The organism is Paenibacillus polymyxa, from assembly GCF_018614975.1.
Classification (GTDB): Bacteria; Bacillota; Bacilli; order Paenibacillales; family Paenibacillaceae; genus Paenibacillus; species Paenibacillus polymyxa_E.
In genome coordinates this window covers 616,757-638,538 of record NZ_JAGGNR010000008.1, presented here as the reverse complement: position 1 = coordinate 638,538, position 21,782 = coordinate 616,757, and the positions used below count along the sequence as shown (strand labels likewise).

The following is a 21,782-nucleotide window of genomic DNA, read 5'->3' as shown; positions in this document are numbered from 1 at the left end:
GAGGTTTCGAGCTTGGAGTTATGGTGATGCTCAAGTTTGGCCTATCTAGTGAAATGCAGGTGAATGATTGTGAAAACCGTAATGCTAACCTATCCGCAGACGTTACATTCGACTGAACTGAGCACATTGCCCCAAGTGCTTGCGATTGGTCAATTCGACGGACTGCATCTCGGACATGCAAGTGTCATTTTATCAGCTGTCCGCATTGCGCGGGAAACGGGCATGCAGGCAGCGGTCATGACCTTTCATCCACATCCGAAGGAAGTTATGCGCAAAGGGGATTACGAGGGTTATTTAACTCCCTTGAGAGATAAAGAAGACATCTTGGCAGGAATGGGCGTTGATGTGCTCTATGTGGTGGAGTTCAATGAAGATTTCTCACGGCTGACGCCACAACAATTCGTACACGACTTGTTGATTCCTCTTCAGACACGAACAGCGGTGGTGGGTTTTGACTTCCGTTTTGGTCACAAGGGTGCAGGGGATGAACAACTTCTTCGTACTTTGGGAGAAGGAGAGATGATGGTGGAAACCGTTCCTCCTTTCTTGCTAAATGGTGAAAAAGTGAGTAGTTCTCTCATTCGTGGTCTGTTGAAGCGTGGGGAGATGGATGAGGCCAGTCAGTGGCTTGGCCGACCTTACAGCATTAGAGGAACCGTCATTCACGGGGAGAAGCGTGGACGAACGATTGGATTTCCTACAGCCAACCTTGAACTCACGGATCATTACGTTACCCCGTCGAAGGGTGTTTACGCTGTTCGTGTGCAGTATGGCGAACAGGAACTGCGTGGCGTAATGAATCTCGGTGTGAAACCTACGTTTCACGAAAGCGGGATGAAACCTACGTTTGAAGTACACCTGCTTGATTTTGATGGACATTTGTATGACCAGGAACTAAAGGTTGAGCTCGTTCATTATATTCGTGCAGAACGAAAGTTTGACTCCATTGATGCATTGATTAGCAAGATTTATGAAGATGCATTAACTGCCGGCCGCCTGTTATCTTAAAGCCTCAGGATTAAATGCATGTTTACATTTACTTTAACTAGGCAATTATGATATACTGTACTACGTTGTCGATTGAGACAACATTAACCTTGGCTTGGTTGCTTGCTCTCACCGGCGGTGACGAGGCTAATGGCGATTATATTGAAGGAGGTGAACAGGATGGCATTGACTCAAGAACGTAAACAACAACTGATCGACGAGCACAAAACTCACGAGTCCGATACAGGATCTCCAGAGGTGCAAGTTGCTATCCTTACGGCAAACATCACAAGTTTGACAGACCACTTGCGTACGCATAAGAAAGACCACCACTCACGTCGTGGACTTTTGAAAATGGTAGGTCAACGTCGTAAGCTTTTGGCTTACGTGAAAAACAAAGATGTTAAACGTTACAGCGCACTGATCGAAAAACTCGGATTGCGTCGTTAATTATCGTACATGTTTTCAAAATCAACCTGGCTGTTATCCGTCATTCTTTTGTCTAAAAGGACAAGCGGAACTTACAGCCGGGTTGTTTTGTAGATGAACATGTTGCCATATATTTGTAGATGGGCTCCGTGAGGAGCTTTTGTTGTGCAGATTAGCATGTTGCAAGATCTTACATAGCTAATGAATGCAGGACAAGCAGGAAATACTGTGAATATGCAGAATCCATTGAGTTAGGACGAATAAAAGGAGGAATTTCATGGAACAGCGTGTTGAAATGCAGCTTGGTGGAAGAAAGCTTACGCTTGAAACCGGGCGTTTGGCCAAGCAGGCTAATGCTGCCGTTAAGGTAACGTACGGGGATACCGTGGTATTGTGTACCGTGACAGCATCAAGTGAGCCGAAAGATCTGGACTTTTTCCCACTAACGGTGAACTATGAAGAAAGATTGTACGCCGTAGGTAAAATCCCGGGTGGATTTATTAAACGTGAAGGCAGACCAAGTGAGAAAGCGATTCTTTCGAGCCGTCTGACGGACCGTCCAATTCGTCCATTGTTCCCGGAAGGCTTCCGGAATGATGTACAAGTTCTGAACATCGTTATGAGTGTGGATCAAGACTGTGAACCGCAAATCGCTGCAATGATTGGTACATCGGCAGCATTGAGCATTTCGGATGTTCCGTTCAGCGGACCGATTGGTGGCGTGAAAGTTGGACGTATTGATGGCGAGTTCATCATTAACCCAACGATTGCACAGCTCGAAGTCAGTGATATTGAACTGGTCGTTGCAGGAACCAAAAATGCCATCATGATGGTTGAGGCCGAAGCAAACGAAGTGCCGGAAGAAGTGATGCTCGAAGCAATCATGTTTGGACATGATGAGATCCAAAATATTATTGCTGTAATCGAACAACTTGTGCAAGTTGCTGGAAAAGAAAAAATGGCTGTTAAGTTACGTACCGTTAATGCTGAAGTCAACAGCAGTGTGCGTGATTTCGCAAGTGCTCGTCTGGTCGAAGCGGTTAAAATCGCCGAGAAGCATGCTCGTCAAGATGCAATCGATCTAGTGAATGACGAAACCGTTGCTCACTTTGAAGAGAAATATATTGAAAGTCCTGAATTGCTCAAAGACGTGAAGGAAGTTCTGCACGATATCGTCAAAGAAGAAGTGCGCCGTCTGATCACGCATGATAAAGTTCGTCCGGATGGACGTGGACTTGCTGAAATTCGCCCAATTGAATGTGATACATCTCTGCTGCCACGTGCACATGGTACAGGACTGTTTACACGTGGTCAAACGCAAGCACTTAGCGTTTGTACACTTGGTGCACTGGGTGATGTTCAGATTTTGGACGGAATCAGCCTTGAAGAAACGAAACGATTCATGCATCACTATAACTTCCCACCATTCAGCGTAGGTGAAGCTCGTCCATTGCGTGCTCCAGGCCGTCGTGAAATCGGACATGGTGCACTGGGTGAGCGTGCGCTTTCCAAAGTGATCCCTTCCGAAACAGACTTCCCATACACGATTCGTCTGGTATCTGAAGTTCTGGAATCCAACGGCTCATCATCTCAGGCAAGTATCTGCGCAAGCACTTTGGCTATGATGGATGCAGGTGTTCCAATTAAAGCTCCGGTTGCGGGCGTGGCAATGGGTCTGATCAAAGATGGCGATCATGTTTCCATTCTGAGTGATATTCAAGGTATGGAGGATCACCTGGGTGACATGGACTTCAAAGTAGCCGGAACACCAGAAGGTGTAACCGCGATTCAAATGGACATCAAAATTGCTGGCATTAATCGTCAAATTTTGTCTGATGCATTGAATCAAGCCAAAGAAGGTCGTATGCACATTTTGGGTAAAATGAACGAAATTTTGAAAACTCCACGTGAGCAGTTATCACAATATGCACCTAAAATCACAACGATGTATATCAATCCGGACAAAATCCGTGATGTGATCGGTGCAGGTGGTAAAATTATCAATAAAATCATCGAAGAAACCGGTGTTAAAATTGATATTGAACAGGATGGACGTGTCTTTATCGCTTCTTCCAACCAGGAGATGAATGATAAAGCCAAAGCGATCATTGAAGGTATTGTGCGCGAAGTATTGGTCGGCGAGATTTATGTCGGCAAAGTAAAACGCGTAGAGAAATTCGGTGCATTCGTTGAAGTACTTCCGAACAAAGAAGGTCTGGTACACATCTCGCAACTGTCAACTGAACGTGTTGCCAAAGTGGAAGATGTTGTAGCCATCGGTGATTCCATTACGGTGAAAGTAACGGAAATTGACCCACAAGGTCGAATCAACTTGTCCCGTAAAGCGGTTTTGACTGCTGAAGCTCCGGCTCAATCCTAGGATACCGAAGCGACAGGTTACAAATGGATAGATTGAATGAAGAGACAGAATGTGAATTTCTGGCTCTTTTTTTAACGTTTAAATACGTAAAGCAAGGATGAAACCATGGCTTAGCATTCATATTTTTGCCCTTGTCCTCATATGATGGGGACAAAGACGGCGGGAGGATGGAGCTGTGGGAAACCAATCCAAAAAGCTGGCGGCTGTTCTGGCGGGTGTGACTGCGGTCATATTGATCGGACAAGTTGGCAGTGTACGTACATACATTACGGAGATCCGTGATGGGCCAGGTACGCAAAATGCTTTTGACATGTTTAAGGAGGCAACTGGAGAAGATGCGCTGTTGTCAGCGATTCGGGATAAAGCGGCTGAAACGAAAATTGCTCCAGTGAATGCCAGAGTGGATCGGGTATGGAAAGCGATTCCTGGTTATAATGGCATGGAGATTGATGTGGAAGCGACATACCGGAAGGCGCTGAGTGGAACGTTGAATACCAAAATAGCGTATGTCTATCGTCAGATTGAGCCGGAAATCCAGCTTAAAGATTTGGGTGCACATCCGATCTATCGGGGGAATGCAAACAAACCGATGGTTTCTTTTATGATTAATGTGGCCTGGGGGAACGAATACATTAAACCGATGCTGGATACGCTCGATGCCGAGAAAGTGAAGGCTACTTTTTTTCTGGATGGAAGTTGGTTAAGCAAAAATGTTGAACTGGCCAAAGAAATTCAAAAGCGTGGGCATGAGATGTCCAATCATGCATATTCTCACCCTAATATGAGTCGATTGAGCGCAGAACGGGCCCGGCTAGAAATTAGCAAAACCCAGGATCTGCTCCATAAAACACTGGGCGTAGAGAATCGCTGGTTTGCTCCGCCTTCCGGTGACTATAATCAGAAGACCGTTGACATTGCTTCATCCATGGGATTGCAAACCGTGTTATGGACAGTAGATACTGTGGATTGGCGTAAGCCAAGCCCGGATGCCGTTGTTGCCAAAATTGCTAAAAACACCGAGGCTGGAACGTTAATTCTAATGCACCCTACAGCTGCTTCTTCGGGAGCTTTAAAGGGCATGATTCAATCCATACGGGCGAAAGGTCTGGTGCTCGGAACAGTAAGTGAGACACTGTCTTCTGAACGTGTAAATACCTCTGCGGTTGAGTGAACGTTGTTTTTTTGTTAATATCAAAAAGTTGGAACCAAATGTCGATTTCAATTTCAAGGTTGAGATCAAGGCAATTATAGAGATGTAGGAGGGCCAACCATGAAAAAAATTCAGCTGGGCAATGGCCTCAGAGTTGTCATGGAACAGATACCGACCTGCCGTTCTGTGTCTTTCGGAATATGGGTCAAGACAGGTTCGCGCAATGAGCAACCTACAAGTAACGGAGTATCACATTTTATTGAACACATGTTATTCAAGGGAACAGATCGTTATGATGCCAAGGCGATTGCGGAGCAGTTCGATGCGATTGGTGGTAATGTGAATGCGTTCACCTCCAAAGAATACACATGTTATTATGCTAAAGTGTTGGATGAACATTTGCCGATTGCGGTTGATGTGTTGTCTGATATGTTTTTCCGTTCCAAGATGGATGATGGTGAATTGATCAAGGAGAAAAACGTTATTCTGGAAGAAATCTCGATGTATGAAGATACACCTGATGATATGGTTCATGATCTGATGGCCTTGGCCGCATATGGTGAGCATCCGCTCGCATACCCTATTCTGGGTACGGAAGAACGTCTCAAAGCGATGGATTCCAGCCATCTGCGTGCATATATGAAGGAGCACTATACGATTGAGAACACGGTTATTAGTATCGCAGGTAATATTGATGACAGTGTAATTGATCTGATGGAGAAGCATTTTGGTGCTTTTGATGTAAATGGAGTAACGGAAGCAGTCACGATGCCAGCCTTCCAGAGCGGACAGCTCTTTCACAAAAAGAAAACGGAACAAAATCATATCTGTATCTCGTTCCCGGGCTGTAAAATCGGAGATCCGCTGCAATTCGCTATGGTTGTTCTGAATAACGCTATTGGTGGAGGCATGAGCTCCAGACTGTTCCAGGAAATTCGTGAGAAACGGGGTCTTGCGTACTCCGTTTATTCCTATCATAGCTCTCATGCGGACAGCGGACTGTTCACGATATACGCGGGTACAGCACCCAAACAGACCAAAGAAGTGCTCGATCTGACCAAAGAGGTACTGCGCGACCTGGCTGTAAACGGCTTGTCCGAAGATGAACTTCGTAAAGGAAAAGAACAGCTGAAAGGCAGCTTGATTCTGAGCTTGGAAAGCACAGGCAGTCGCATGAATCGTCTGGGTAAAAACGAGCTCATGCTGGGCAGACACCATACGCTGGATGAGATGATCATCAAAATTGAGCAAGTTACCATGGACGATATTAACGCGGTACTTGATTTGATGTTTGCTGAACCTTTTGCACTTGCTATGGTTGGCGCTTCAGATAAGACGATCGCTGGATTGAGAAGGGATGATTTTGTTGCATTACGTTCAAATACAGAAACTGCCGGGCAATGAAGATATTAAACTGCCTCAAAAAATGTCGGAGCTGGCATCCGGCTTTGATGTAGTAGCTGCACTTCAGGAAGATGTTGTATTGCAGCCGGGTCAGCGTACGCTGATTCCAACCGGACTTGCGATGGCAATGCCCGCTGGATTGGAAGCACAGATCCGTCCTCGGAGCGGACTTGCTTTCAAACATGGAATTACCTGCCTCAACACACCGGGTACCATTGATGCGGACTATCGCGGAGAAGTTAAAGTGTTGTTGATTAATCTGGGTCAGGAACCGTTCACGATTGTACGGGGAGAGCGCATCGCACAGATCGTCTTCCAGACCGTGCCAGCGGTTGAATTGACGGAAGTGAATGAACTTTCGGAAACGGTACGTGGCGAAGGTGGATTCGGTCATACCGGGAAATAATTATCGTAAATATACCCATTCTTTAGAGTCGTCCCTGACAGGGGCGGCTCTTTTTTACATTTGAGATACGGACAGTGGAATGCAATTATTGTTTTCACCCCCCTGTGGGCCCCTGCATACGATAAGGCATACATGTGGTGAAAGGAGTGACGTCCCGATGCTGACCGGAGTCCGGATTGTAGTCCTGGGCGGAGATGCGCGGCAGCTTGAAGTCATTCAAAAGTGCGCTGAGCTGGATGCAACGGTAAGTGTGGTGGGTTTCGATAAAATAGAGCGTTCCATTCCAGGGATTGAGCATCAGGAACTGGAGGATGAAGTGTTTGCTTCCGCAGATGTACTGGTACTGCCTGTCGTCGGTTGCGATGACCAGGGAAAAGTAAGTACTTCATTCAGTGATACACCGATTGATTTGAAAAAGGAACATATTGCAGCATTACCGGAGCATTGTATTGTGTTCACAGGTATGGCAAAGCCGTTCCTGCGCGAGCTTTGTCTTGAAAATGGGCTGCGACTTGTTGAAGTACTTGATCGTGATGATATTGCACTTTACAACTCTATTCCAACAGCTGAGGGAGCCATCGCCATAGCTATTCGGGAGACGGACTTCACAATCCATGGTTCGGAATGCATTGTGCTTGGCATTGGTCGAACAGGATTCACAATGGCCAAAACACTGCAGGGACTTGGAGCAAATGTACGGGTGGGAATCAGGCGGGAAGAGGATGCTGCCCGCGCTACAATAATGGGCTGGAAGCCTTTCATGACAACGGATTTGGCTGCTCAAACCGGGGAAGTTGACTTGCTTTTTAATACGATACCGACTATGATAATCACAGCACAAATCCTGTCCAGAATGCCGCAAAAGGCTGTCATTATCGACCTCGCATCCGCTCCTGGCGGCTGTGATTTCAGGTATGCTGACAAACGCGGTATCAAAGCGCTACTTGCGCCTGGCCTCCCCGGCATTGTTGCTCCCAAAACGGCTGGCGGCATTATTGCCGACGCGTTGATCCGTTTGCTTTTGGAAGAACAGAACGCACGGGAGGTTAAATCATGAACTGGCAGGGAAAAACGGTAGGTTATGCAATTACGGGTTCTCATTGTACGTTTGAAGAGGTTATGCCGGTAATTAGCCGCTTCGTGGCTGAAGGTGCGAACGTTATTCCGATTATTTCGAATTCGGTTCTGACGACGGATACACGCTTCGGTACGGCGCAAAATTGGCAAAAACAGTTGAAAGATATAACAGGTAATGATATCATTTCTACAATTGTTGAAGCGGAGCCATTAGGGCCTTCCAAGCTGCTTGATGTGCTGGTTATTGCTCCATGCACAGGGAATACAACAAGCAAGCTGGCTAATGCGATGACCGACAGTCCAGTGCTAATGGCAGCCAAAGCGCAGATGCGCAATCAGCGTCCGCTTGTGCTCGCAATTTCCACGAATGACGGTCTGGGCTTGAATGCTGCGAATATCGCCAAATTGCTCGTGGCCAAATACTTGTATTTTGTGCCATTTGGGCAGGACGATCCAGTGAAAAAACCAAACTCGTTAGTCGCCAAAATGGAATTGATTCCAGAGGCTTGCTGGAGTGCTCTTGAGGGCAAACAGTTGCAGCCGATGATTGTGGAGCGTTCTTCACAGGCTTGATGGAACAATGATTCGGTGACAACGTTTATGCGCTTGGAGAAATGAATAAGGGTTCAAGAGACAAAGAAAATCATGGGGGACGATAGCTGGATTGAACAGCTACTATGTCCACGTTCCTGTCTATAAGGCATTCCTGCTTGCGAGCAGTACAGGTTAAGCAAGCGGGAGAGGTCTAATGTGAATGTATGCATCATGACCTCGATAACAACCGTAACCTTTGATTTGCGATTGTCCCAGACAATTACAAAAAAATAAGGAGCGCATGGAATGCCGTATAAAATGCTGAAATTATCGCATCAGAACGCTCCCTAGAGTGATCCATTTGTTGATTTGACCCGTGTCCAGTCTTCTTGCGTACACAAATGGAGGAATAAAGATGCGTATCATGGTACAGAAATTCGGAGGCACGTCTCTCTCCACTGTTCAGGCGAGAGAGCATGTGCTCCGTCATGTTAAACGTGAACTTGAAGCAGGAATGAGTCTGGTCATCGTTGTGTCTGCGATGGGGCGCCGCGGCGAGCCATATGCGACTGATACGTTGCTCGACTGGGCTGCACAGAACGGAAACGCACTATCCGCACGCGAAAAGGATTTACTGCTGTGCTGTGGTGAAATTATATCTGCGACAACTCTGAGCAGTTTACTCGAACATGAAGGCATTCCAACTACAGTGCTGACCGGTGCACAAGCAGGTTTTGTGACGGACGACAATTTCGGGAATGCCCGGATATTGGATGTCCGTCCTGTTCGTGTGTTGGAGCAGCTTCAACTCGGCCATGTCGTTATTGTAACCGGATTCCAGGGGCAGACAGAGAACGGAGACTTCACGACACTGGGTCGTGGGGGGAGCGATACGTCAGCCACAGCTCTTGGTGCAGCATTACGCGCTGAAATGGTGGATATCTACACGGATGTCAACGGTATACTAACCGCTGATCCACGCATTGTGGAAGATGCACGTCCACTGACGGTGGTCAGTTATGCAGAGATCTGTAATATGGCACACCATGGGGCCAAGGTAATTCACCCCCGTGCGGTCGAGATTGCCATGCAATCACAGATTCCAGTGCGGGTAAGATCCACTTTTGCAGACACGGAAGGAACACTGGTTACGCATCCCGAAGGATTCCAGGATGTGCAGACAGGCATTGTTGACCGTTATGTAACAGGCATCGCCTACGTGAGCAATGTAACGCAAATTACGGTGGATGTATCTGGTGGTGCGGATCGATTACAACTGAAAGTATTCAAAACCATGGCTGAGAATTCAATCAGCGTTGATTTTATTAATGTTACCCCCTCGGGAGTTGTCTATACGGTTTTTGACAGTGATTCCGAGAAAGCCATACATGTATTGCAGGAGATCGGCCTCAAACCACAAAGCCTGTCTGGTTGTGCCAAGGTTTCCGTCATTGGCGGAGGCATTAATGGTGTACCTGGAATTATGGCACGAATCGTCGAGTCTTTGACACTGGCTGACATTCAGATCCTGCAATCGGCAGATTCGAACACAACGATCTGGGTACTCGTAAAAAAAGAAGATATGGTTCAGGCCTTGAGGGCACTTCACGCCTCATTCGAACTTCATTTGTAAGGAAGTGAAGTTAGAGGAACCAAACCTGTTTTGAAGGAGGAATCGAGTTGGACTTTGGAAGATTGATTACAGCAATGGTCACTCCGTTCAATGAACAGGGAGAGATTCATTGGGAGGAAACGGCACGTCTGATCGACTATCTGATTGTAGATCAGAAGTCGGAGACGCTTGTGGTTTCTGGAACAACAGGGGAGTCTCCAACACTTAGTGATACTGAGAAAGTTCAATTATTCGAATTTGCAGTGAAACATGCGGCCGGACGGTGCAAAATTATAGCCGGAACGGGAAGCAACAATACGGCGCATTCCATCCATTTGACACAGGAAGCTGAACGTGCCGGAGTGGATGGCATATTACTGGTTGTTCCTTATTACAATAAACCGAGTCAAGAAGGGTTGTTCAGACATTTTGAAGCGATTGCGGGCTCGACCAAGCTGCCGATCATGCTCTACAACGTGCCTAGTCGTACAGTAACCAGCCTATCAGTGGCAACAACGCTTCGTCTCGCGCTGATTCCTAACATCGTGGCAACCAAGGAATGTGCGTCCATGGAGCAGGTTACGCTGATTGCTGCAAGTGCTCCGGAGCACTTTAGAGTTTATTCCGGTGATGATGCTTCTGGCTTGCCAGCGATTGCTGTTGGTGCTCATGGGATCGTCAGTGTAGCCAGTCATGTCGTAGGATCAGAGATGAAGAAAATGATTGATGCCTTCTATGGCGGAGCACCTCTTCAAGCTGCTCAGATTCATCAGCAGCTGTTCCCGGTGTTTAAAGGTATGTTTGAGTGTCCGCAGCCTTTACCGAACCCGGTAGCGGTGAAATATGCGCTGACACTGCGTGGACTGAACGTTGGTTCCGTTCGCTTGCCCCTTATACCACCAACGGAAGAAGAGCAGGTTTACATCAAAGGTCTGCTTCATTTGTAAGGTAGCTGATTGGAGATAAGGACTATTTTATTAATTATGAGAACATCCATTAGATCAGCAAAAAAACCGCTCCTCGTACCAGAGGATGCGGTTCTTTTTTTGACGGGAATTGTGCGGTTTCTTTTTCATTCCTGAAGGGAAACCTACAGGTTAACGAGAGAGTGACTTGTTTTTTTGGTTTTTAATCATGTATAATGATGTCAAGTGACTGGGTGCGGTATTTTTTTGAAATTGAAAGCGACATCGTTTCGTGGTGTAGCTTTGCGGTGAAAAAGGAAGGAACGGCTAAGAAGGGCATTTCAGATCCAACTTGTTGGGAAAGGGAATAACTTCGAAGAACTTCTTCCAAATATCGTGAATAAAGGTATTCTTATGCATTCATACCGATGAGTGGGTATGTAATGTAAGGACTGCTTTTCTTAACTTAACTTACAATAAATAATAAGGTACGACGTCCAACTACCATAGGAGGTTTAGATTCATTTGTCTAAGAAAAATAACAACGATAAACTGATGATTTTTGCTTTGGGCGGCGTCGGCGAGATTGGTAAAAATATGTACGTCATCCAATACGCCAACGACATTGTAGTCGTAGACTCTGGCCTTAAATTCCCGGAAGAAGATATGCTTGGTATTGATATTGTCATCCCTGACATTTCATACCTGACTGAGAACCGTGACAAGGTAAGAGGAATTATTCTGACTCACGGACATGAGGATCACATTGGTGGTCTGCCATATGTGCTCAAACATCTGAATGTCCCTGTATACGGAACAAGACTCACGCTGGGACTTGTAGAAAACAAGTTGAAAGAAGCCAACTTGCTGGGTGAAACGAAACGGATCCTGATTGATGCTGATTCCGAAATTCAACTTGGTTCTGTACTGAAAGCATCGTTTTTCGCTACTAACCATAGTATTCCGGATTCCGTTGGTGTATGTGTCGAAACACCGGAAGGTGCGGTTGTTCATACAGGCGACTTCAAATTTGATCACACGCCAGTCAATGGACAATATGCAGATCTTCAGCGCATGGCACAGATCGGAAGTAATGGCGTACTTGCGCTTTTGTCCGACAGTACAAACGCTGAAAAACCTGGCTTTACACCATCAGAGAAAAATGTGGGTATCGTTCTGGAAGATATTTTCCGCAAAGCAAGCCAGCGCGTTGTTGTAGCGACGTTTGCTTCCAACGTGCACCGCATTCAACAGGTCATTAACGCAGCTGATGTGACTGGACGTAAAGTTGCAGTTATCGGGCGCAGCATGGTGAATGTGGTTGGAATTGCTTCGGAACTGGGTTATCTTGAAATCCCGGATGGCATGATCATTGAACCGGAAGAAGTAGGCAAGATGGCTGCTGATCGTGTCGTGATTCTTTGCACAGGAAGTCAAGGTGAGCCGATGTCAGCATTGACACGTATGGCTCGTTCCACACACCGTAAAGTGGACATCCTGCCAGGCGACACTGTAATTATCGCAGCAACACCTGTACCAGGTAATGAAAAGTATGTTGGACGTACAATTGATGAGTTGTTCCGCTTGGGTGCCAATGTGCACTACAGCGGTGCTAACAGTGGCGTTCACGTATCTGGTCACGGTAGCCAGGAAGAGCTCAAACTGATGCTCAACCTGATGAAACCGAAATTTTTCATGCCGATTCACGGCGAATACCGTATGCAGCGCCGCCACGCGGTTCTTGCTGAATCTGTAGGGGTAGAACCTGAGAACATTTTCGTCACAGATATCGGTGAAGTGATTGAAATTCAAGGTGGAGCAGCACGTAGAGCAGGTAAAGTTACTGCAGGTAATGTGTTGATCGACGGCTTGGGTGTAGGCGATGTGGGTAACATTGTACTTCGTGACCGCAAATTGTTGTCACAAGATGGTATCCTTGTTGTTGTGGTAACACTGAGCAAACAGGATGGAAAAATTGTTTCCGGTCCTGACATCATCTCTCGCGGTTTTGTGTATGTACGTGAATCGGAAGGACTACTGGATGAGGCCAACCGGATCGTTAGCAGCACATTACAGAAGTTGATGAGTGAGAACGTTAACGAGTGGGCTTCACTCAAAACGAATGTTAAAGATGCACTGGGACGCTTCCTGTATGAGCAAACTCGTCGTAGACCGATGATTTTGCCAATCATTATGGAAGTTTAAAATAGGCTAAAACAAAAACATATATTCAGGCACACAGTCGCCCCTTCTCTACGAGTAATATTGGACGGTTCCTCGTAGAGAAGGGGCTTTTTTTGCGTTTTCAGGAAGATCTGCAATAGGATCAATATGTGAAGCAATTTGATGTAGCGGGTATAAGGCGGTTGGAAAAATCCCCATACTAAGGAAATACATTAAATGTTTCTGGAGAAGGGGATTATTGAAATGAATGAACGTATGAATGGCAAGCAGGCGTCAAGATCCAATCAACCGGAAGTTGAAGCACCGGAGATTCCAATTCAGGAGGACAAGGCCATCTCTCCCGTGACAGAGACTATTCAGCAATTTGGGCAAACACAGTCGCCGGCAGGTGAATCGAATATTTTCTGTATGACCATTATTGGACAGGTCGAAGGGCATTTGATTTTGCCACCACAAAATAAAACAACAAAGTATGAGCATATCATTCCACAGCTGGTGGCTGCGGAACAGAATCAGCGTATTGAAGGTATTTTGATCATTTTGAACACGGTGGGTGGAGATGTAGAGGCGGGTCTGGCCATTGCAGAGATGATTGCTTCTCTGAGCAAACCTACGGTTACTGTGGTCATTGGAGGCGGACATAGCATTGGAGTACCGATTGCTGTAGCTTCAACATATTCCCTGATTGCCGGAAGTGCAACGATGACGATCCATCCGATTCGGATGAACGGCCTTGTCATTGGTGTACCTCAAACGTTTGAGTATATGGAGAAAATGCAGGAAAGGGTTGTTCGATTTGTGACTTCGCATTCGAATATCTCTGAAGAGATGTTCAAAGAACTGATGTTTAAGACCGGTGAGTTAAATCGGGATATTGGTACAGCTGTAGGAAGCGCAGATGCAGTGAAATATGGATTGATGGATGCAGTAGGCGGTATTGGACAAGCCATAGCCCATTTAAATCAGCTTATAGGAGACAAGAGACAGACTCTGCAAGCGGGAGGTTATACCCAATGACGTTATATACGGTGATGCCCCCGGAACAACTCTGGTCTGGAATGTGGAAAGAGGGCGAAGATATAAAGGAGATCAAGATGAATGGTTTATTAATGCAGGTAAGACCTGTTAATGACAATGAAGCCGTTATTGTCCGTTTGCTGGATTGTCCACTTGAAGCCTATCTCAATCCTGCTAATATGCCCGGTTCGACCGTTCCGCTTTCGGGTAACTTGGGATCAGCATAACGTGACGAATTCAGACAAATTGAGCAGAAAAAGAACATATGTACGGATTATATTTGTATGGTATAATATTCTTCTGGGGGTGACATGATTTTGGCCAGAAGAAAAAAGAGGAAAAAAAAGGGCGCTGGTTTTAGCGGCGTTTTAAAATATGAAATTTACGGGATTGTGCTTATTACCCTTGCTGTCATAGCATTATCGGGTGAAGCCACCGTTGGACGTTCGCTTTCCAAGATGTTCGGACTGATGCTTGGTAAGTTTTATTTTGCGATTCCACTTGTTGGTATTTATTATGGTCTCATGGTGATGATTCACCGGAAATGGCCGAGTGGCTGGACCACACGCAAAACAGGACTGGTTTTGCTGGTTTTTGCCTTAACCCTGATGAGTACCGTCTCTGCAATGCACCAGAAGCTCATTCCGGTTGGTGCGCTTGAGCCTGGTGCTGTGATCACACAGGTACATAATGATATGCAAACCGAGTTGCTAACCCCTGCTGCGCCAGGTGAGAGGGACTCCATGCTTAACAAGGATATCAGCGGTGGTTATCTCGGAGCTGGGCAATTTGCTCTTTTCCTGTGGCTGTTCGGCAGCCTTGGGGCGAGACTTATCATGATTGTCATGTTTGTGATCAGTTTTATGCTGATTACAAGTCTATCTTATGTGGATTTGATTCGAATATTCCGAACCAAGATTTGGGATGCCGGGAGTTCGATGTACAAGAAGCTGGAGTCGAGACCCTCTTCACGTTCTGCTTCAGCATCTGATGGAAGGAAGAAAGGTAACGCTCGTAAAGTGGTACCTGTTCCTGTTGAAGATGACGAAGACGAGTATGAGGATGAATTAGAGGAACAGCATCTACCAAAACGAAAATCGCCCATATTCTTCCAACTTTTTGGAAAATGGGGAGCTAAACGGGAACATGCGACATCAGGACGTGAAATGGATGAGGTCGATTCGGCAGAAACAGAACAGATTGTATACCGCGCGGAACAAGATCACAATCTAGAGGCGTGGCATGATGCAACCGAAGACGTAGCGAACAAATCAGCTTCATCACGTGTTCCTGTTCAGGCTAAACCTAACTCAGCACCGATCATTCGAGACTTTTTCGAGCACGTCAGAGCAGAAGAGGCAGGCATTGAAGATGATCTGGACGATGCTTATCCTTTCCCGGATGATCTGGCCGATCCAAACGTAGTACAACAGGGCGAGCATGCCATTAAAATAACGGATGAACTGGTAGAGACAGAGTGGACTGCATCCGATGCGAGTGCGAACGGGATGAATGCTGTGGATGGGATTCAGAGTGGAGAAGAAGTACCTCATGATGCAATGCAGGGAACAGATACTCCAACCCCTGAAGGGCAGGACACACAACCTGTGAAACCACCACAGCCACCTCCTAAGCCGTACAAGCTGCCGTCATTCCGTCTCCTTGCCAAGCCAAACAATGGGGGCAAGGCGGGTGACCAGAAGGATTATATGCAGACAGCACGCAAGCTGGAAGCTACACTGGAGAGTTTCGGTGTTCGCGCCAAAGTACTTGAAGTGGTTCGGGGGCCTGCTGTTACAAGGTATGAAATTCAACCTGATATTGGTGTTAAGGTCAGCAGGATTGTCAGCCTAACTGATGATATCGCGTTGGCTCTGGCGGCAAAGGATATTCGGATGGAAGCACCGATTCCCGGAAAGTCTGCGATTGGTATCGAAGTACCTAATGGTGAGGTATCGGTTGTAACGATGCGTGAGGTAATGGAGACGGCAACGTTCCAGGATGCAGAATCCAAAGTGACCATTGCATTTGGTCGAGATATCTCGGGACAGACGATTATTGGTAACTTGGCTCGTATGCCCCATTTGCTGGTCGCGGGTGCTACAGGTTCCGGTAAGTCGGTGTGTATTAACGGTATTATTACCAGCATATTGTACAAAGCAAAGCCGGATGAAGTGAAGTTCCTGATGGTCGATCCCAAGATGGTTGAGTTGAACGTATATAACGGAATTCCACATCTTATGGCGCCAGTAGTAACTGATCCTAAACGAGCGTCACTTGCTCTCAAAAAGATTGTGGTCGAGATGGAAAAACGATATGAACTGTTTTCCAAATCAGGGACGCGTAACGTCGAGGGCTACAATAATCTGATGAAAGATAATCCTGCGGCTGTTCTGCCTTATATCGTTGTCATTGTGGATGAGCTTGCAGATCTGATGATGGTTGCAGCCGGAGATGTGGAGGATGCCATTGCACGACTTGCTCAGATGGCTCGTGCAGCCGGAATCCATCTGATTATTGCCACACAACGTCCTTCTGTTGACGTTATTACCGGGGTAATCAAGGCTAACATTCCATCGCGGATTGCCTTCGGCGTATCCTCTCAAGTCGATTCCCGAACGATTCTGGATATGGGTGGGGCTGAGAAGCTGTTGGGTCGTGGAGATATGTTGTTCATGCCGATGGGCGCATCAAAACCGGTTCGAGTACAAGGTGCATTTATGAGCGATGAAGAAGTCGAGAATATTGTAAACTACGTACGTGGTCAAGGTGAAGCGCAGTATGATGAATCCATTGTACCTGAAGTGGATGATTCCATTCAGGCTGCCGATGAAGTACAGGATGAGTTATATGAGCAAGCTGTACAGATTATATTGGAGGCAAAACAAGCTTCAGTCTCCCTGTTGCAACGTCGTATGCGGGTTGGTTACACACGTGCAGCGCGTTTAATTGACTCCATGGAAGCCCGGGGTGTAATCGGTCCTTACGAGGGCAGCAAACCAAGGGAAGTACTGGTTTCACTTGAACAGTATCAGCAGAATAAAATAAGCTCGTAGTGTAACATGTAACATGGTTACAACGAATCGTTCAAGCCCTCAACCATATTGGTTGAGGGCTTATTGCTTGCTCAGCAGACTGAGTTTTGCCATCTGCTCCAAAGATCGGATGATTTGGTGCATAGGAAACAAGCAGGCTTGTCATAATAACATTAGCGATTCTGTTAATCCCACAAGAGAAAGGTAGAGCACAGTTGATGCGAAAAATGAACCTATGGCTTTTCACTGCTATTTTGCTGATATCCGCATTGGGAATTCGTTATTTGCTTCCTGGGAATACAGCAACTGAAAGTTCAGCCGAGCGTACCCCGCAGGTGGAAGAAAAGGCCTTGCCTACGTTTAGCAGCAATACAGTGAAATATGGAAGTTACGGTCAGGATGTATATGAGCTTCAGGGGCGTCTGAAGTACCTGGGATTTTACAAAGGTAAAATCGACAGTAATTTTGGCAGCAGCACGCTGAAATCCGTCAAATGGTTTCAATCCGAGTTTGGCATGAAGGCAGATGGTGTGGTTGGTGCCAAAACCAAGTTAAAGCTGTATAATGCCTCAACCAAATGGTCGCCAACAGAACCACCATTACACAAGGGTTCCGCAGGTAAGGGTGGGGGCAGCAACAACTCAGCAGACAAAAAGCAAGACAACATGGGATCTGCCAATGCACTCGGTCTCTCAGAGAATGAACTCAAGATTATGGCTAACGCTGTGTATGGCGAGGCCCGGGGGGAACCGTTCGAAGGCCAAGTTGCAGTAGCAGCGGTCATTCTGAATCGGGTTAGAGCACCAAGTTTCCCGAATACCCCTTCCGGCGTAATTTTCCAGCCGCGTGCATTTACTGCTGTTGCCGATGGTCAGATCTATCTGGAACCGAATGAACAGGCCAAAAAGGCAGTGGAACAGGCATTGAATGGTTGGGATCCATCCGGTGGATGCCTCTATTATTTTAATCCGAGGACAGCAACATCCAAATGGATCTGGACCCGCCCACAAGTGAAAACAATCGGACAGCATATCTTTTGTATGTGATGATGTTGGAAGCAACCAGAAGGCGTGACTTCGGTTGCTTCTTGCCTTTTGAATGGGTTAAAATGGTTGTTACGTTTAAGCTTCAATATTGCACGATAAATGACGCCGTAAAGGGGTTTTGACATTTGAATACATCAGGATTCGAACGAGGCAATAAGAGAAAGTTTCGTATACATGTGCTTCCGACTAAACGTTTTAAAACGTTTGCAATATCGCTATATGCAGGAGTTCCCTTACGGGAAGATACAGTAACCAAAGTAGCGTTGACACCTTTTGTTCTGCGACGGGGTACGGAGTCCTATCCGGAAACAACGCAATTTCGTGAGCAACTGGAGCATCTGTATGGAGCAGGTTTTGGTTTTGACGTTTATAAACGCGGGGATTACCAGATTGTACAGTTCCGAATGGATACCATTAATGATTCCTTTGTTGGAGGGGATGAACAGCTACTGGATCGTTCATTTGCCTTCCTGGGAGAGGTTCTTACACGACCTGCACAGGAGAATGGACATTTCAGGACGTCTTATGTACAAGCAGAGCGAGAGACTGTTCGTAAAAAGCTGGAGTCCATCGTGAACGATAAAATGCGCTATGCCGCTGAACGCAGTATCGAGGAAATGTGCAAGAATGAGCCGTACCGTCTTCACCCACTGGGTGAGCGAAAGGATCTGCCCGGAATTGAGCCTGACACACTGACTGCGTCTTATCAGGAGTGGCTGCAACAGGCGAGTATGGATCTGTACGTGGTAGGGGATACGACACTGGAGGAGGTGGAGAACCTTGTTCAGCGTCATTTCAATGTAGATCGAACGTCCTCCTCCGATTACCAGACACAGGCAGCGGTTCGAGGAGATAAGGAAGTAGAGACCGTTGTTGAGCGACTGAATGTGAGTCAGGGAAAACTCAATATGGGACTCCGCACATCTATCACTTATGGAGATCCTCAGTATGCCGCAGCACTAATGTACAACGGGATTCTCGGTGGTTATCCTCATTCCAAACTGTTTGTAAATGTTCGTGAAAAAGAAAGTCTGGCGTATTACGCGTCTTCGCGATATGACGGACATAAGGGCATTGCAACGATTCAATCCGGGATTGAAATCCCTAATTATGAGAAGGCTGTCACGATCATCAAACAGCAGCTGGAAGAAATGAAAAGCGGCACAATCAGTGATCTGGAAATGTCCCAGACCAAAGCAATGATCCGTAACCTGCTTAAGGAAATGCAGGATTCTGCTTTTGAGATGATCGCTTATGACTTCAATCGACAGTTGTCTGGCAAAGAAAGAACGGCTGAGGAACTGTTGGCTCAGGTAGAACATATTAGCAAGGAAGATGTGCGTGAGGCGGCAGAACAATTCCGTCTGGATACGATTTATTTCTTGCGGGACGAGAGGGAGGAATAATCGGTGGAGAGCATTCGGTATGAGCATTTGCAGGAGACACTATATTACGAAGTAATGGATAACGGACTGCATGTCTATATTTTGCCTAAACCGGGATTCCAGAAAACGTATGCTACGTTTGCAACCAAATATGGATCGGTGGATAATCATTTTCAGGTTGAAGGGCAGGAAGAAGTGAAGGTCCCGGATGGGATTGCTCATTTCTTGGAGCATAAAATGTTTGAAGAACCAACGGGCGATATTTTTGCCACGTTTGCATCTCATGGTGCTTCAGCTAACGCGTTTACGAGCTTTGATCAGACGGTGTATTTGTTTTCAGCGACCGAACATGTGAATGAAAATATACAAACATTAGTCGACTTTGTGCAAAATCCTTACTTCACGGATCAAAACGTGGAAAAGGAAAAAGGCATTATCGGACAGGAAATTGACATGTATGCTGATAATCCGGATTGGCGTGTTTATTTTGGATTGATCGAAGCCATGTATCAGAAACATCCGGTGCATATCGATATTGCAGGAACGGTGGGATCCATCCGTACGATTACCAAAGAGATGTTATATGAGTGTTATAACACCTTCTATCACCCGAGTAATATGCTCTTGTTTGTGGTGGGTGGTGTAGATCCACAGGAAGTCATTGATATGGTTCGATCAAACCAGGAGCAGAAGGATTATAAGCCACAGGGGAGTATTCAACGTTTCTTCGAACCGGAGCCTGAGCAGGTAGGCGAAGCCAGAAGGGAAGCGAAACTGGCTGTTTCATTACCCAAATGTCTGTTTGGATTCAAGGAGACGGACGTTGGACTTACTGGAGAACAGTTGTTACGGCGAGATATGATAACGAAGCTGATGATGGATCTTTTGTTTGGCTCAAGCACACGATTATTTCAGAAGCTCTACGATGAAGATCTGATCTCGGACAGCTTTGGACATGAGTATAACAGTTCGCCGCAATATGCGTTTTCAGCCATTGGTGGTGATACAAAAGACCCGGATCAACTGCTCGCGCGTATACGTGAAGAAGTGGATGCCATTGTAGAAAAGGGGTTCGAATCCACGGATTTTGAACGTGCAAGGAAAAAGAAAATAGGGGGATATTTGCGTATGCTCAATTCTCCGGAGAACATTGCGCATGAATTCACACGTCAGCAATTCAGTGGCGGTGATTTTTTCAATATGCTTCCGCTCTATGAATCGATTACACTGGAAGATGTTAATCTCAGACTGAAAGAGCATATTCGCTGGGATCAACTGGCTGTATCGCTAGTCGTGAGTCCTTGATATGGAGAGGGGAACAGGACAATTGAAGGCAATCGGGGAAATGACTGTACTCGTAACTGGCGCAAGCGGTGGCATCGGAGCGGCTATCGCAGAACGCTTCGCCAGAGTGGGAATGAATGTTGTTATACACTATATGAAATCGCATGAAGCAGCGAATGAAGCTGCCAGACGGTGCATGGAACAGGGCAGTGGAAAAATCATGACCGTGTCTGCGGATCTTCGCAGCCGGGAACAGATTGAGCGCATGCGTGAGAAGCTCGAGTCACATAATCTCATGCCAGATATTCTTGTGAACAATGCAGGAATCTCGCACTATGGGATGTTGTCTGATGTTACAGAGGAGATCTGGGATGAAGTGATGGCGATTAATCTCAAAGGCACGTTTATGTGTACACAGGAAATGATGCCTCACATGATCTCCCAAAGGTATGGCCGAATCATTAATGTATCGTCGATCTGGGGACTGTCTGGTGCTTCTTGTGAGGTGCTGTATTCTACAACCAAGGGTGGGGTGAATGCATTCACCAAAGCGCTTGCGAAAGAACTCGCACCTTCCGGAGTAACCGTAAATGCCGTTGCTCCTGGCGCCGTTCAGACATCCATGCTGAACCATCTGGATCAGAGTGAACTGAAGATGCTGGAAGAGGAAATTCCGGCAGGAAGACTTGCTCAACCTGATGAAATTTCATCACTGGTTTATTTTCTGGCCCTCCCTGAATCGGGGTATATCAATGGGCAGATCATCAGTCCAAATGGCGGTTGGTTAACGTAAAAAGCAAAGAAACTTTACTGGCTGTGAACGAAACAGGTGAAGGTTGCTGAGAAGCGACCGTCTTCCGGATTGTTTTTCAAAATGCTCGTATATAAAATGTCTCGAAAGCACATATTACAACTGTTGATTTTAAATCTCATGCGTCATCTAAGGA

General features: G+C 46.4%; 18 protein-coding genes. All 18 read left to right on the top strand.

Annotated features, from left to right (window positions below):
* The first annotated feature begins 69 nt into the window (after positions 1-69).
* The 18 genes from J7E78_RS06250 to ymfI all read left to right on the top strand — a co-directional run bounded on the left by J7E78_RS06250 (position 70) and on the right by ymfI (position 21,628).
* A complete protein-coding gene (locus tag J7E78_RS06250) occupies positions 70-1,008 on the top strand; it encodes a bifunctional riboflavin kinase/FAD synthetase (RefSeq protein ID WP_397330464.1) in 939 nt (312 codons plus the stop codon).
* Between the two features lie 159 nt (positions 1,009-1,167).
* Complete coding sequence (gene rpsO, locus J7E78_RS06245) at positions 1,168-1,437, top strand: 30S ribosomal protein S15 (RefSeq protein ID WP_215075420.1); 270 nt, start codon at positions 1,168-1,170, stop codon at positions 1,435-1,437.
* A 256-nt stretch (positions 1,438-1,693) separates the two neighbouring features.
* A complete protein-coding gene (gene pnp / locus J7E78_RS06240; RefSeq protein WP_215075419.1) occupies positions 1,694-3,796 on the top strand; it encodes a polyribonucleotide nucleotidyltransferase in 2,103 nt (700 codons plus the stop codon).
* Positions 3,797-3,971: 175 nt separating this feature from the next.
* The gene (locus J7E78_RS06235) at positions 3,972-4,967 is read left to right on the top strand and encodes a polysaccharide deacetylase family protein (RefSeq protein ID WP_215075418.1); all 996 of its coding nucleotides are present in this window, start codon (positions 3,972-3,974) and stop codon (positions 4,965-4,967) included.
* A 99-nt stretch (positions 4,968-5,066) separates the two neighbouring features.
* Positions 5,067-6,350: a M16 family metallopeptidase gene (locus J7E78_RS06230; RefSeq protein ID WP_215075417.1), complete on the top strand. Its 1,284-nt coding sequence runs from the start codon at positions 5,067-5,069 to the stop codon at positions 6,348-6,350.
* On the top strand, positions 6,310-6,756 hold the full coding sequence (gene dut / locus J7E78_RS06225; protein WP_017689132.1) for a dUTP diphosphatase: 447 nt from the start codon (positions 6,310-6,312) through the stop codon (positions 6,754-6,756). Before J7E78_RS06230 ends, dut begins: the two co-directional genes overlap by 41 nt.
* A 157-nt stretch (positions 6,757-6,913) precedes the next feature.
* Positions 6,914-7,813, top strand: coding sequence for a dipicolinate synthase subunit DpsA (dpsA, locus tag J7E78_RS06220; RefSeq protein WP_215075416.1), 900 nt, complete (start codon positions 6,914-6,916; stop codon positions 7,811-7,813).
* The gene (locus J7E78_RS06215; protein ID WP_062833836.1) at positions 7,810-8,406 is read left to right on the top strand and encodes a dipicolinate synthase subunit B; all 597 of its coding nucleotides are present in this window, start codon (positions 7,810-7,812) and stop codon (positions 8,404-8,406) included. Before dpsA ends, J7E78_RS06215 begins: the two co-directional genes overlap by 4 nt.
* Before the next feature lie 376 nt (positions 8,407-8,782).
* A complete protein-coding gene (dapG, locus tag J7E78_RS06210) occupies positions 8,783-10,000 on the top strand; it encodes an aspartate kinase (RefSeq protein ID WP_215075415.1) in 1,218 nt (405 codons plus the stop codon).
* A gap of 47 nt (positions 10,001-10,047) precedes the next feature.
* Positions 10,048-10,926 (top strand): 4-hydroxy-tetrahydrodipicolinate synthase, encoded by an 879-nt coding sequence (gene dapA / locus J7E78_RS06205; RefSeq protein WP_215075414.1) that lies wholly within the window; start codon positions 10,048-10,050, stop codon positions 10,924-10,926.
* Between the two features lie 483 nt (positions 10,927-11,409).
* Positions 11,410-13,089, top strand: a complete 1,680-nt coding sequence (locus tag J7E78_RS06200) for a ribonuclease J (RefSeq protein ID WP_215075413.1) — start codon at positions 11,410-11,412, stop codon at positions 13,087-13,089.
* 222 nt (positions 13,090-13,311) lie between these two features.
* Positions 13,312-14,085: a ClpP family protease gene (locus J7E78_RS06195; RefSeq protein WP_251034840.1), complete on the top strand. Its 774-nt coding sequence runs from the start codon at positions 13,312-13,314 to the stop codon at positions 14,083-14,085.
* Positions 14,082-14,312, top strand: a complete 231-nt coding sequence (locus J7E78_RS06190; RefSeq protein ID WP_215075412.1) for a YlzJ-like family protein — start codon at positions 14,082-14,084, stop codon at positions 14,310-14,312. The genes J7E78_RS06195 and J7E78_RS06190 overlap by 4 nt, the downstream gene beginning before the upstream one ends.
* 90 nt (positions 14,313-14,402) lie before the next feature.
* Complete coding sequence (locus tag J7E78_RS06185) at positions 14,403-17,141, top strand: FtsK/SpoIIIE family DNA translocase (protein ID WP_215075411.1); 2,739 nt, start codon at positions 14,403-14,405, stop codon at positions 17,139-17,141.
* Between the two features lie 197 nt (positions 17,142-17,338).
* Entirely contained in the window at positions 17,339-18,166 is an 828-nt protein-coding gene (gene sleB, locus J7E78_RS06180; protein WP_215075410.1) for a spore cortex-lytic enzyme, read from the top strand.
* A gap of 125 nt (positions 18,167-18,291) precedes the next feature.
* On the top strand, positions 18,292-19,572 hold the full coding sequence (yfmF, locus tag J7E78_RS06175) for an EF-P 5-aminopentanol modification-associated protein YfmF (protein WP_215075409.1): 1,281 nt from the start codon (positions 18,292-18,294) through the stop codon (positions 19,570-19,572).
* 3 nt (positions 19,573-19,575) lie between these two features.
* On the top strand, positions 19,576-20,856 hold the full coding sequence (gene yfmH / locus J7E78_RS06170; RefSeq protein WP_215075408.1) for an EF-P 5-aminopentanol modification-associated protein YfmH: 1,281 nt from the start codon (positions 19,576-19,578) through the stop codon (positions 20,854-20,856).
* A gap of 1 nt (position 20,857) precedes the next feature.
* Entirely contained in the window at positions 20,858-21,628 is a 771-nt protein-coding gene (gene ymfI, locus J7E78_RS06165; RefSeq protein WP_026081137.1) for an elongation factor P 5-aminopentanone reductase, read from the top strand.
* Positions 21,629-21,782: the final 154 nt, after the last annotated feature.

Coding starts and splice junctions, on each gene's coding strand:
- rpsO (WP_215075420.1), top strand. CDS start 1,168: ATGGCATTGACTCAAGAACGTAAACAACAACTGATCGACGAGCACAAA.
- pnp (WP_215075419.1), top strand. CDS start 1,694: ATGGAACAGCGTGTTGAAATGCAGCTTGGTGGAAGAAAGCTTACGCTT.
- J7E78_RS06230 (WP_215075417.1), top strand. CDS start 5,067: ATGAAAAAAATTCAGCTGGGCAATGGCCTCAGAGTTGTCATGGAACAG.
- dpsA (WP_215075416.1), top strand. CDS start 6,914: ATGCTGACCGGAGTCCGGATTGTAGTCCTGGGCGGAGATGCGCGGCAG.
- J7E78_RS06215 (WP_062833836.1), top strand. CDS start 7,810: ATGAACTGGCAGGGAAAAACGGTAGGTTATGCAATTACGGGTTCTCAT.
- dapG (WP_215075415.1), top strand. CDS start 8,783: ATGCGTATCATGGTACAGAAATTCGGAGGCACGTCTCTCTCCACTGTT.
- J7E78_RS06195 (WP_251034840.1), top strand. CDS start 13,312: ATGAATGAACGTATGAATGGCAAGCAGGCGTCAAGATCCAATCAACCG.
- J7E78_RS06190 (WP_215075412.1), top strand. CDS start 14,082: ATGACGTTATATACGGTGATGCCCCCGGAACAACTCTGGTCTGGAATG.
- sleB (WP_215075410.1), top strand. CDS start 17,339: ATGCGAAAAATGAACCTATGGCTTTTCACTGCTATTTTGCTGATATCC.
- ymfI (WP_026081137.1), top strand. CDS start 20,858: ATGGAGAGGGGAACAGGACAATTGAAGGCAATCGGGGAAATGACTGTA.